This is a genomic window from Pandoraea anhela (genome assembly GCF_902459655.1).
Lineage (GTDB): Bacteria > Pseudomonadota > Gammaproteobacteria > Burkholderiales > Burkholderiaceae > Pandoraea > Pandoraea anhela.
Genome location: NZ_CABPSB010000002.1, coordinates 142443 through 155170, shown reverse-complemented (window position 1 = coordinate 155170; position 12728 = coordinate 142443). Strand labels below are relative to the sequence as shown.

General features: G+C 65.7%; 11 protein-coding genes and 1 tRNA gene. 2 read left to right on the top strand and 10 right to left on the bottom strand.

From position 1 onward, the window contains the following. Window positions 1–281: 281 nt before the first annotated feature. Window positions 282–1265, bottom strand: a complete 984-nt coding sequence (locus PAN31108_RS03815; RefSeq protein ID WP_174994838.1) for a pyridoxamine 5'-phosphate oxidase family protein — start codon at window positions 1263–1265, stop codon at window positions 282–284. A gap of 49 nt (window positions 1266–1314) precedes the next feature. Next, on the bottom strand, window positions 1315–2037 hold the full coding sequence (locus PAN31108_RS03810; protein WP_150667564.1) for a glutathione S-transferase family protein: 723 nt from the start codon (window positions 2035–2037) through the stop codon (window positions 1315–1317). A 151-nt stretch (window positions 2038–2188) separates the two neighbouring features. Here PAN31108_RS03810 and PAN31108_RS03805 point away from each other — a divergent pair, with 151 nt between their 5' ends. Then, entirely contained in the window at window positions 2189–3082 is an 894-nt protein-coding gene (locus PAN31108_RS03805; RefSeq protein ID WP_150667563.1) for a LysR family transcriptional regulator, read from the top strand. A gap of 282 nt (window positions 3083–3364) precedes the next feature. Here PAN31108_RS03805 and PAN31108_RS03800 read toward each other — a convergent pair whose 3' ends face one another. The 6 genes from PAN31108_RS03800 to PAN31108_RS03775 form a co-directional block, all read right to left on the bottom strand. After that, complete coding sequence (locus PAN31108_RS03800; protein WP_150667562.1) at window positions 3365–3658, bottom strand: hypothetical protein; 294 nt, start codon at window positions 3656–3658, stop codon at window positions 3365–3367. A gap of 379 nt (window positions 3659–4037) precedes the next feature. Continuing rightward, window positions 4038–4114: transfer RNA gene (locus PAN31108_RS03795), tRNA-Val, on the bottom strand. A gap of 81 nt (window positions 4115–4195) precedes the next feature. Then, complete coding sequence (locus tag PAN31108_RS03790) at window positions 4196–5023, bottom strand: NYN domain-containing protein (RefSeq protein WP_174994837.1); 828 nt, start codon at window positions 5021–5023, stop codon at window positions 4196–4198. A gap of 282 nt (window positions 5024–5305) precedes the next feature. After that, window positions 5306–6739, bottom strand: coding sequence for an MFS transporter (locus tag PAN31108_RS03785; RefSeq protein ID WP_150667561.1), 1434 nt, complete (start codon window positions 6737–6739; stop codon window positions 5306–5308). Window positions 6740–6872: 133 nt separating this feature from the next. Next, window positions 6873–7097 (bottom strand): DUF2783 domain-containing protein, encoded by a 225-nt coding sequence (locus tag PAN31108_RS03780; protein ID WP_150667560.1) that lies wholly within the window; start codon window positions 7095–7097, stop codon window positions 6873–6875. Window positions 7098–7146: 49 nt separating this feature from the next. Next, entirely contained in the window at window positions 7147–8865 is a 1719-nt protein-coding gene (locus tag PAN31108_RS03775) for an FAD-dependent monooxygenase (RefSeq protein WP_150667559.1), read from the bottom strand. A 202-nt stretch (window positions 8866–9067) separates the two neighbouring features. Here PAN31108_RS03775 and PAN31108_RS03770 point away from each other — a divergent pair, with 202 nt between their 5' ends. Further along, window positions 9068–9523 carry a MarR family winged helix-turn-helix transcriptional regulator gene (locus PAN31108_RS03770; RefSeq protein WP_174994836.1) on the top strand — a complete coding sequence of 152 codons (456 nt, stop codon included), beginning with the start codon at window positions 9068–9070 and terminating at the stop codon, window positions 9521–9523. Window positions 9524–9665: 142 nt separating this feature from the next. On the opposite strand, the gene PAN31108_RS03765 is transcribed toward PAN31108_RS03770, so the two are convergent. Continuing rightward, window positions 9666–11387: an acid phosphatase gene (locus tag PAN31108_RS03765; protein WP_150667557.1), complete on the bottom strand. Its 1722-nt coding sequence runs from the start codon at window positions 11385–11387 to the stop codon at window positions 9666–9668. 254 nt (window positions 11388–11641) lie between these two features. Beyond that, window positions 11642–12571, bottom strand: coding sequence for a LysR family transcriptional regulator (locus PAN31108_RS03760; RefSeq protein WP_150667556.1), 930 nt, complete (start codon window positions 12569–12571; stop codon window positions 11642–11644). Between the last annotated feature and the right edge of the window lie 157 nt (window positions 12572–12728).

The window sequence follows — 12728 nt, the reverse complement described above, 5'->3', positions numbered from 1 at the left end:
CGTGGCGTCAGGCCACCACGGCGGGCGGTGCCACGCCGCACGGCGGGGGAGGTGCGACGGCCGCAAAACGTCCGCGCAGCCGAGCGCTCACACCGCGTTGCGGCGGCGATACGGCGAGACGGATGGAGGAGTCAGCAGTCATGGATCGATGGAAGAGATCGCCCGTCACTCGACGGGCGTGGTCGTACTGTACACGGCGCGTCCGCAACGAGCAAGCGTCGGTCTCGCATGGGGGCGACGTGAGCCGTGACGATGGGCACGGTATCGCAGCACGGCCGGCATCAGGCAGTCGGCCAGTCGCCGGTGCGCGCCACGCTGGGCGACGTCTCGCCGTCGCGCCACGCGGCGGGCAACGCACCGCGCACGCGTCGCACCTCGCGCACACGCAGACGCAGACGCACCAGCCGCAGCGCGCCTTCGAAACCGCTCTCGGTTTCGTCCTGCCAGAGCAGTTCGGCGTCGCCCGCGATATGCAGAAAGTCGCCTGACGCGAAGTCCACGAACACCAGCCCGGCCCGGGGATTGACGTGCAGATTCCCGAGCGTGTTGTAGAACGAGTTGCCGCGAAAGTCGGGCCATATCAGCGTGTTCGCGTCCTCGACGCGCACGAACCCCGGCTTGCCGCCGCGATGCGAGACGTCGGTGCCGGCGCTGCGTGGCGTGGCACCGTCGCCCGCGTAGTGCGTCGCGACGAAGAACGTGTCGGCGCTTGCGATTTGCCATTGCGCCTTGTCGTCGAGCGATGTTTGCGACGCCTCGGCGACCGGCGGCGCGTCGTGCGCCTGCGGCGTGATCTCCCGCTTGCGGATGTACTGCGGGCAGTTGCCGAAGCTCTGGGCGACGCGCAGCGTGAAGCCCTGCGCATCGACCTGCGCAACGCGCCCGTTCACGCGATTGCGACGGCGCGTGGACGGCTCGATACCCAGCAGGCCGATCTGCGCGTCCGGCTTCACGGCGCCGAACAGGGGATCCGTGGGCGGTGCCAAGGCGTTCACCCTTAACAGCGTGGGATCGGGGGAGTGCGCGAAACCGGGCGTGCCGCTCAAGAGCGTGGCCCATGGCTGATCGTCGGCGTCCAGCGCGCCCATTACCAGAAACGGCAGTTGCGCGAAGAACTGACGATGCTGATCCGGCATCGCGAGACGGATCACGCGCGCGCCCAGTTCCGCCATGGCTTCGCGCGAACCGGCCAGCGTCTGCACATACCTCTCGCCGGCATGGAACGGCGATTCGAGTTGAAGCGATGACGGTGTGGGGGCGTTCATGACGTTCTCCTTCCGATCGGACGACGTGTGTCGTCAGTTGCCCGGCAGTTCAGGCGGCGACGGCATTCAGACCGCAAGGGGTCGACGCCATCGGGACGAAACGCGGCAATGCCTCGATGCGGGCCAGCCACGCGCGCACGGCGGGATACGGCTGGAGCGAGACATTGCCTTCGGGGGCGTGCGCGAGATAGGTGTACAGGGCGATGTCGGCAATCGTCGGCGTGGCTGCGGCGACGAACGCCGTCGCCTGCGCGCGGGCCAGATGCGCTTCCAGACGCGTGAGCAGCAGCACGCCGCGCTCGATCATCGCGGTCGTATCGACGTCGCGGTTGAACACCACGGCCACGCGTGCGGCGGCCGCGCCGAAGGCCAGATCGCCGGCGGCCACGGACAGCCAGCGTTGCACATGCGCGGCCGCTACGGCATCGCGCGGCAACCAGGCATGGCGAGTGTCGTAGCGGCTCGCGAGATACACGAGGATCGCGTTGGAATCGGTGAGCACCACGCCGTCGTCGTCGATGGCGGGCACCTGGCCGAACGGGTTGATGGCGAGGTAAGGAGCCTGCTTGTGCTCCCCCGTCGCCAGATCGATATCGATGGCCTCGTATGGCAGATCCAGCAGTCGGAGCATCAGCTCGACGCGGTGACAGTGGCCCGACAGCGCGAACCGGTACAGACGGATCGGGCGAGCGGCGCGGATGGGGACGTCGGGAATGGCTTCGGGAATGGCTTTGGTATTGGCGTCGGTAGCGGCGTCGGCAGGGCGGCTCATGGGGCATCTCCGGTAGCAAGGGCAGGTCTGGCGAATGGCGGGGGCTGTAAGCACCGCCACGCGATAAGGGCATTCTCCATCCTGTCGATTTTTGGATAAATGGTGGTAACCTGATTTGACTACTCCAGAAATCGGAGTAATGATGCGCCGCATGGACAAACTTCGCGCAATGCAAACCTTCGTGGCCATCGTCGATCAGGGCAGCCTGAGCGCGGCGGCGCGTGCGCTGAATGCTTCGCTGCCGGCGGTGGTGCGCACGCTGGCGGCACTCGAAACGTCGCTCGACGTACGGCTGCTCAATCGCACCACGCGCCGCATCGCGCTCACGGAGGAGGGGCGGACGTATCTCGACACCTGTCGCCAGATCCTGAGCGAGTTGCACGAGGCGGAGGCGCGGCTGGCGGCGCGTCACGAGGCGCCTACCGGCACGCTCGTCGTCACCGCGCCGGTGCTCTTCGGGCAGTTGCACGTGGCGCCGGCGCTGTATCGCTTCTTGCGGGCGTATCCGGCAGTGAAATGTCGCCTCATGCTCAACGACCGCGTGGTGAACCTGTGGGAAGAGGGGATCGACGTCGGCATCCGCATTTCGCCGCTGGACGACTCCACGCTCGTCGCGCAGGGCATCGGGGCGATCCGTCGTGTGGTGGTGGCGAGCCCGTCGTGCATCGCCGAGCAAGGGGACGTGAAGCACCCGCGCGATCTGGTCGGCAAGAATTGCATCCTCTCCCATGGCGGCGGCTATGGGCAGTGGCGTTTCTGGGAGGGGGGACGGGAGTATGTCGTCGCGGTCGACGGCAACCTCGAACTCAGTCACGGGATGACGGCGGTCGACGCGTGCATCGACGGCATCGGCTACGGTTGCTTCCTGTCGTACCAGGTGGCGGGCGCGCTGGCCGACGGCCGGCTGGTGCGGGTGCTCAGGGACTACGAAGGACCGGCGCGCCCGGTGAGCATCGTTTATCCGCACGCGCGGTTACTACCGTCGCGCACGCGCGCGTTCGTCGAATGGATGAAGCGGGAGTTGCACGATGTGGCGATGACGTGACGCTCTCGAGGCTGCGGCAGACATGGCAGACACCGCCGCCACGGTGACAACGGTAGCCGCGTTGGTCGTGAAAGAAGAGAGGAGCGAGGAAAAAGGAGAAAGGAGAAAGGACGGGGCAGTAGGGGGCGGGTGACGACGCCGCACAAAAGAACGCGGAAAGCGACGGTGTCGCTTCCCGCTAAAAAAGCCCGCCGACGCCAACCGGCGGGCCGCTTCGTTCTTCGTTCTTCGTTCGTTCAGATCGGGAGCGGGCTCACACCCGGTGCCTGTCGGCGCGGTGCGTTACCAGCCGCGATGCCAGCCGCGGTCGTGACGCTCCTCCCAGCGGCGGTGTTCCCAGCGGCGCTCACGCCAGTCGTCCCAGCGATCGCGGCCGTAGTACACGACCGGCTGCGGTGCGCGATAGACCGGTTGGGGCGCGACGTACACCGGGGCCGGTGCGACGTAGACCGGGGCCGGTGCGACCACAGGCGCGGGCACGCCGAGATAGAGGCCGACGTCCACATGGGCCGACGCGGCGGTCGATGCGGCAGCGGCGGCGGCGCCGAGGGCAGCGATGATCAGAATGCGTTTCATGGTGTCCTCCATGAGCGCTTGTAGCGGCTGCGGGATGCAATCGAACTACGCGCGCAGTGGCAATAAGGCCGGTGAGTCGGATCGATTCGCGAAGGCCGCAGACCTGATCGTCTGGAGGATCTGCGGTGAGCCTGTCGTCGAACCGTTGATGCCAGTCTAGCGATGGGTCTGCGTCGCAGGTGCTACGAGTGTGTTCGGGATGTGTCGTTTTGTAACGCCGGTGGTCGCGTCGGATGCGAGCGCAAGAGAGCGCATGTGAGCGCATGAAAGCCGCAGCGATGGCGAGGGCGCATGCGCGCGACGACTGTCGGCGGATCCGTCGCGGAAAAAACAAAAGGCGTCACGCGAGAACGCGGACGCCTTGTGTTTTTTTGTTCGTTGGTAGGCTCGATTGGATTCGAACCAACGACCCCCACCATGTCAAGGTGGTGCTCTAACCAACTGAGCTACGAGCCTAGAAAGACCGCGAGTATAGGGTGAATTTCTGAGGCTGGCAAGCGTTTCGCGAGAAATTCTTGAAAAAAGTGAGCGCGACGCTCATTCGCCGCGTTTCGCCGACCCTGGTGTGGCCGCCGGGGCGCCCTGCGCAGCCGGTGCGGTCCGCTTGGACTTGCTGCGCACCCAAATCCCCCGGTTGGCGCCGCTGCCTGTGCGATGCTCCACGTCGAACAATCCGCTGGTCGACACGAGATCGCTCAGTTTGGCGAAGCCGTAATTGCGCGAGTCGAAGTCCGGCGCCTGCTTCGCGATGTGGTTTCCCATGGCGCCGAGATTGGCCCAGCCGTCCTCGTCGGACACGTCGGTCACGGCATTGCGCAGCAGCCGCACCAGTCGCGTATCGCCTTTGAGTTCGGCGGCGCTGCGGCGTTTGCGCGGGGCGGGGGCCTCGTCATCGTCCGGCTCGTCGTCCTGACGCAGCAATTCGGTGTAGATGAATTTGTCGCAGGCGGTGACGAAAGGCTGAGGCGTCTTGCGCTCACCGAAGCCGTAGACGATCAGCCCTTGCTCGCGGATACGTGACGCGAGGCGTGTGAAGTCGCTGTCGCTGGAGACGAGGCAGAAGCCGTCGAAGCGCGCCGTGTAGAGCAGGTCCATCGCGTCGATGATCATGGCGCTGTCGGTCGCGTTCTTGCCGACGGTGTAGCGGAACTGCTGGATCGGCTGAATCGAATATTCGAGCAGACACTTCTTCCAGCCATCGAGATTCGGTTTCGTCCAGTCGCCGTAGATGCGCTTGACGCTCGCGACGCCGTACTTGGCGACTTCGGTCAGCAGTCCTTCGACGATGGCAGGGGCGGCGTTATCCGCATCGATGAGTACGACGAGCGTCGGGCCCTGAGCGGCCACTGGCGTTGTCACTGGCATGGCGGGGTTCCTTGAACGCGAACACAAAAGAGGGGCGCAGGCGAAGACGCTTTCGACCGCCGACGTCGGACGTCGGCACGGCCTGTTGCAGCGACGCACGCCCTTACGCCGGCAAAGCTGCATACAACCGCCTGCATTATGGCCCGGAACCGCGACCGTCATGCCCCAAACGATCAGGGGTGGCGCTGAACCGCCCAACTGGCGCGGCTGCGCGTCGTTCGGCGCGTCGTTTGCCTGATCGTTCGCTTAATCGCTCAATTCCCTACGCTTTCCCACACTGACCTACGCCACCCGACGCTGCCCCAGCGGCGCGAACCACAGCACGCCGATACCCACGAGCAGGCTCGCGGCGGCGAACAGCAACCCCGAGGTGAAGGCGTGCGTCCAGTCCCTGAGCACGCCGACGACGATCGGGCTTAGCGCCGAGCCGAGATTGCCGATGGCGTTGATCACCGCGAGGCCCAGCGCACGGGAGTGTGGCGCGAGGCTGCGCTCGGGCACCGTCCAGAAGATCGCCATCGCCGTGTACGCCCCGGTCGATGCCATCGCGACCCCGGCCAGCCGCAGCGAGGGCTCCGGCGCAAAGCATGTGACGATCCAGCCCGCTGCGGAGAACAGCATCGGCAGCAGCAGGTGCCAGCGGCGTTCTTGCAAACGGTCCGAGCGGCGACCCCACCAGATCATGCCGGCGATAGTACAAACGGATGGGATGGCCGCGAGCAGCCCGATCGTGACGTTGTTGCTCGTCGTGCCGAAGCTTTTCACGATCTGCGGAATCCACAGCGACGCGAGCGAGAGCGTGTTGACGAGACAGAAGTACCCGAGCGCGAACTTCGCCACGCCAGGTGTGAGAATCGCGCGCCACATGCCGGGGCGACGGGCAGTGTTCGTGCGCATGTTCGGGCGCGTGTTCGCGAACTGTGCGACGGCGGCCGCACGGTCGCGCTCGATCATCGCCCCGAGCGTTTGCTTCTCGGCGGCGCTCAGCCAGCGCGCATCGGCGGGCTTGTCGTCGAGATACCACCATGTCACGACACCGAGCAGCACTGTCGGCAGCCCTTCGAGCACGAACAGCCATTGCCATCCCGCGAGACCGCCGAGGCCGTCGAGCCGCAACAGATAGCCTGACGCCGCCGCACCGAGCGCAGACGTCACCGGCATTGCGATCATGAACCACGCGTTGGCGCGCGCCCGTGCGGCAGACGGAAACCAGTCCCCCATGTACAACAGCATGCCCGGCAAGAAGCCCGCCTCCGTCATGCCGACGATGGCACGGATCAGATAGAGGCTCGTGGCGTCGTGCGCGAACATCGTGGCGCTCGACGCGAGTCCCCACGCAATCAGCATCGCGCCGATCCAGCGGCGCGCGCCGAATCTCACCAGCAGGAGGTTGCTCGGCACACCGCACAGCACGTACGTGAGATAGAACACGGTCGAGGCCATGCCGAACATCGTGCTGGTGAGCCCGAGGTCCTGACTCATCGTGAGGGCGGCGAAGCCGACGTTGATGCGGTCGAGAAACGAGAACAGAAACAGCACGAACAGGAAGCCGAGCAACCGGCGCGAGACCCTGTGCACAACGGCATGCTCGGCCATTTCGACGAGCCGGTCCGATGCGCTCGGGGGCCTGTTCGCGTGAGCCTCTTCGCGCGAAGCGACAGGCAGAGATGCGGCAATGCCGCCGGCAGTACCGGCGGCGGGCGTGATACGGCTCATGATGGGTGTCTTCTCCAACGCTCCCCGCCTCGATGCGTGTGTGGCGGTGTTTTGAAAGCGGGCCCGCCATCGAGGGCGGGCGCCGGAATGACGATGTGGCCCGGTCTGCGTACTCGCACAGGCGGGCGGATGTCTAGGCCGGATCAACCGCCTGATCAACAGATTGATTCGTCGCCCGATCGGTGGCCTGATGGATGAGCGAGATCACGCGCTGCGGATCGTGGATCTCGTTGGCGAGCAGCAGAACGACCTTCGCGAGCAACAACTCGCGTTTGGCTGGCGGCGCGGCGTCGATGGCCAGCGCGAGGGTGTCGTAAATCGCTTCGAGGCCGGCGATGGCGGTTTGTTGGGCGGTCATGACAGAGCTTTCCTTGAATCCCGATGGCGTCGATGCGTCGATGCGTCGCTCAGGCGCGCGCCGTCGCTTGCACGAGTGCGTCGGCGAGCCGTGTGGCGTCGAGTCGCAGCCAGCGGGCACAGATGTGATGGTCGGGGCGCACGAGGTAGGTCGTGCCGTTGTCTGCGCCGTACTTCGCGGCAGCGTGGCCCGTGGGGTCCGGTAGCGTGAGATCGGCACCGGCGACGTCTTGCTGCGACAGGGCGAACGACACGACCTTCACCGGCACGCCACGTTCGCGCCACGTCACGATTTCCCGGCGCAACGCGTCGTCGAGCGGTGTGTCGCCGAACGTCACCAGATGAAAAGCCGCGCCGAAGTGGTCGTAAAGATAGTCGTTCTCGCCGAGTCTTACGTTGGGCGCAGGGGCGCCGACGGTCGGGCCGGCGGTCATCTTCGCGTTGTCGTCGCTCGGGCTGTTGAGCGGCGAGTCGCGATAGTCGTGCGCGCGCGACGTGCGCCAATGAAAGAGCGGACGCACGAATTCGTGTTCGAGCGAAAGGTCGAGCACAGCGTCGCGCAGCACGCGAAAGCCGTGCGACGGCGGCGTCATGAAGCGGGTGCTTTTGCCCGCTTCCGCGATGATCTCGCGGGCCGCCCCCACGCGGTCGTGCGAGTACGACGCGAGCAGCGCCGCGGGCGCCGCGCCCTTGACGACCGCCGCGAGTTTCCACGACAGATCGATGGCGTCCTGAAAGCCGGTGTTCGCGCCGCGCACCCCGAAGATCGGCAGCAAGTGTGCGGCGTCGCCCGCGAACAGAACGCGGCCGTGGACATAGTCGGGCAGCGTGAGCGCGCGTGCCGAATACACCGAGCACCAGTCGAGATCCCACGGCTTGCCGCCCAGCCCCATCATGTCGAGCTGCGCATCGATGCGCTCGCGAATCGTCTTGGGTTGCAGCGCGTGTTCGGAGGATTCATCCGCCGGCAACTGATAGTCCACGCGCCAGATGCCTCCCGGCTCGCGATGCATCAGCACGGTGTTGCCGGGATTCCAGTCGGGCGCGAAGTAAGCGAGGCGCTCGGTCGGCAGATCGAGATCGATGCGAATGTCCGCGATGACGAAACGCCCCTCGTAGCTCGCGCCTTCGAAGCGCAGACCGAGCGCGGTGCGCACCGTCGAGCGCGCGCCGTCGGCAGCCACGAGCCATGCCGTGCGTTGCATGTACTCGCCTTCGGGGGTGTCGATCCGCAGCGAGACGTGGCCCTCACCCTCACCCTCACCCGCGTTCTCCTGGGTCATGTCGACCAGCTTGTTGCCCCAGCGCATCTCCACGAGCGGCTCGCGCTCGATGGCGTTCACCAGATAACTTTCGAGCACGTTCTGTTGCAGATTGATGAGCGGCGCGAAGCGGTCGTCCTCGTCGACCGGCGACTCCATGCGGAACACGCGCTGGCCGCGATAGAACGAATTACCGCTGGTCCACGGCAGGCCATTGGCGACGACGGCGTCGGCCACGCCGACCGTTTGCAGAATCTCCTGCGAGCGACGCGTGAAGACGATGGCGCGACTGCCTTCGGAGACCTGCTGCTCGGCTTGCAGCACCACGCAGCGCACGCCGTGGCGGGCCAGCGCGAGCGCCGTGACCATGCCGATGGGGCCGCCGCCGACGATGGTGACGGGCACGGTCGGTGCCTCGCGCCGTGCGGCAGCGTGCGGATAAAAATGAGGATAGACGCGATACGTGTGATACAGCGACGCGCGCGGCGTGGTCTCTGGTTTATGCATGGCGATGCGGCACCCGAAAGGCAGCTCGACGCACGTGCGGCGAGTCTCGCGCCGAAACATCGACGGCACGCAGGGGCAGGCGTCACGCACATATGACGTGAAACGTCATCGAGCATTTAGTTGCTAACGCAACAATTCTAGTGTGCTAATGTTGCGTTCGCAACCAAATATCGGCCCCTTTCGTCTAGGGGAAAACACTGAAATGCGACCCGCCCACAAATCGCTCGACCAGTTCCTGACGTACAAGATGCACCGCCTGATGAAGCAGCATGACAGGCGCATCTCGCAGTCGTACGCGGACAGCGCGCAGCTGAGTCTGGCGGAGTCGCGCGTGCTGGCGGCAGTGGGCACGGCGGGGGCGTTGTCCAATTCCGAGTTGGCACGTCGCGCGAATCTGGACAAGAGTCAGGCGAGCCGGGGTGCCGACGGGCTGGTGTCGCGTGGGCTGGTGCGCCGCGCGCCGGACGCGCACGACGGTCGTGCCGTGCAAGTGACGCTCACGCCGGAGGGCGAGCGCATGTGGCGTGTGGTGATCGACGCGGCGCGCGCCCATTACGAGCAACTGTTCGCCGCGCTGTCGGACGATGAAATACGGGTGTACGAGCGCTTGCTCGACAAATTGCTGCTGCGCTCGGACGAACTCGACGAACAAGCGTAATCGAACAGGCCGATCGGGCGGCGCCGTCGGCATGGAGCACCGGCACGGAGAAATGCATAAGGGCACCCGAGGGTGCCCTTATGCTCAGGCGAGCCGTGATACCGCGCTATCGCGGCGCGATCACTTCGCCATCACTTCAGCATCAGGCAAACGTGAGCGTCTTCGTCAGGTCGCCCGGCGGGTTCGCACCGCGTGCCGCGAAGGCGGCGTTGCGATACGCGATGCCTTCGAGCGTCGGCAGGTCGTGCAAACGCGTAACGAAGCGCAGGATCGACGTGGTGTCGTAGAACGTGTGATCGACGGTGCCGCGTCTGGCGAACGGGGAGACGACCATGGCCGGAATGCGCGAGCCCGGCCCCCAGCGGTCGCCCTTGGGCGGTGCGACGTGATCCCACCAGCCGCCGTTCTCGTCGTATGTGATCACCACCACCATGTTGTTCCACTGCGGCGACTTCATCAGGTGCGCGAGCACATTGGCCACGTGCTGATCGCCGGACTCCACGTCCGAGTAACCGGCGTGCTGGTTCAGGTTGCCCTGCGGCTTGTAGAACGTGACGGCAGGCAACTTGCCGGCAATTGCGTCGGCGATGAATTTGTTAGAGATCGGGCTGTCGCCCTCGCCGCCATCGCGCAGGTGCGTCTCGCGCGCTGCCGTGCCCGGCGCGAATTGTGCGAAGTAGTTGAACGGCTGATGGTGATACTGGAAGTTCGGCCTGTCCGCGCCGCCCTTGTGATCGAGTGCCGACTGCCATGCCCCCGCGTACCACGCCCACGACACGCCCTTGTTCGAGAGCAGATCGCCGATGGTGGCGTAGTTCTGCGGCGGCAGCGTCGAGGGATTCGACGGATCGGCCAGACGTTTGTCACCCGATGCGGCCGGCTTGACCGGCGACGGCTGGTAGGCCGGCATCATCGTGTTCACGGCGTAATCGTCCGGCGTGATCGCACCGTCACGCACGAACTTCGGCTTGCCGTCGGCGGCCGACGCGGGCGAGTCTGCCGCCACAGCCAGACGCACCCCTTGCGGGCCGTCGGCCAGCACGGCGATCTTGTCCTTGGCCGGGCTTTGCGCGGCGTTCGGATACACCGGCGGGCGTGCCGTCACGAGGAACTGGTGGTTCAGGAACGAGCCGCCGAAAGCGGCCATGAAGAAGTTGTCGCACATGGTGTACTGCTGCGCGATCTTATACATGTCGAGCGTCTTGGCCGTCTCGCCGTAGTAGCCCATCACCAGACCGCCCGAGTCGGCCCATGCGGCGAACTGATTGTTCGCGCCGTCGTTGATCTGCATCTGGTTTTGCCAGAACAGGTGCCATAGGTCGCGCGTGATGACCGACTCCGGCAGCAGCTTGCCTTCGGCGTCCTTGAGCATGAACGGCGCGTTCGGCTGACGCGCGATGTCTTTCTCGCCAATGTGGTACTTCTTGCCGCCGATCATTTGCGCGCGCGGCACCATACCGTCGAAGACCGGGGGCAGCAGCGACATCGGCGTCTTGCCGTCGCGATCGAGCTGCGTATAGGCCGACGCGGGAACCTGCGACAGCGGCTTCTCCAGGCCGGGGAAGTCGGCGAACAGGTTGTTGAAGCTGCGGTTCTCGAGATAGATCACGACGACCGTTTTGACGTTCGCCTTGAGCTGGGCGTCGAAGGTGCCGCCCGCCGCGACGGCCGTGGGTGCGCCGGCGCCGCCTTCGGCAGCGCAACCGCTCAGCGTGGCGCCGGTAGCGCCGGCGGCCCCGATGGCGGCCAGTCCCTGAAGGATGCGGCGGCGCGACGGGTTCGTCGGATCGTCGTTTTGCGAGAGATCGGCATCACCGGCGATGGCGGCGGGATCGTGCGGCTGGGGCGTGGTGTCGTGCGTCATGATGTCCTTGGTTGACGTGTCGGGCAGTGGGGCGCGCGTATGCGTCCGCGACCGTTCGGCAAGGACTGACGGATGAAAAGCGTGAGAGGAGCGTGCGCGTTACATCGTCAGCTTGCCCGGGGCGGGCGAGGCAAGCGCGTTTTTACGCGGGCAATGTGACATTTCAGTGACATTTCCCGCGTGTCACGCAGCGCGAAACACCGCGGGGAGGTTGCGGGGAGGTTGCGGGGGGAAGGCGAGGGGGCGGGTGTCGATCAGGTGGACGATGTCGGCTGGCGACCCGGATATCCCGTGTCTTCGAACAGCCCCGTGTGGAATTGCACGACCAGATCGTCGAGCAGCGCGCGCAGGGCGCTGGGCATCTGCTTGCGTGAGATGTACACGCCGTAGACGGTCATTTCCCGTGGCACGTAGTCGGGCAACAGCGCGCGCAGTGTGCCGTCGCGCAAATGCGGTAGCGCCGAGTAGACCGGCTGCATCGAGATGCCTGCGCCGGCGAGCGTCGCGGCGAACACGACGTTGACTTCGTTTGCCGAGAGGTTGCCGCCCACAGGCACGCCGAGCGGCACACCGTTGTGCGTGAATTGCCAGAGACTCTTGCCGAAATAGGTGTACGTCAGACAGTTGTGAAGCGCGAGGTCCTCGGCGCGCTCCGGCGTGCCGTGACGCTGGAGGTAGGCGGGCGCTGCGCACACCACCGAATGGCAGGTCGCCAGCTTGCGGGCGATGAGACCGGGAGACGGTTCCGATGTAACTCGGATCGCCAGATCGATGCGTTCGTCGACCAGGTCGACGGTGCGATCCGCGACCACGAGATCGATGGCGACGCCCGGATGCCGAACGACGAAGCGGGTGACGGCGGCGGCCAGAAACGCCTGCCCGAGCGATGTGCTGCATGCTACGCGCAGCAAGCCGCGCGGCGTGCTGTCGGCGTTGGATGCGCAGGCCAGATCGTCGGCGATGCCGAGCATTTCCCGGCAGCGCGGCAGGGCGTCGTTGCCGGCGTCGGTGAGGCTTACGGCCCGCGTGGTCCGGTGCAGCAAACGCGTGCCCAGCCACGCTTCGAGTTCCGCCAGATAGCGCGAGACCATCGCGCGCGACATATCGAGACGTTGTGCCGCCGCCGTGAGCGAGCCGCGCTCGGCCACTTCGGTAAAGACCCGCATCGCAGTCAGACGGTCCATGATTTGCTCGATCGATGCAACAAAGTGATCGCCATTATGGGCTTTTTTTGCGCGAGTGGCGCGACTACGATGGCACTCATGGAAAGCGCTTCGCTCGTCCGCCGTGTCAGGCGACGGCGGCGCAGTCTGACTTTATTTTCCAAGGACACCCCGACAT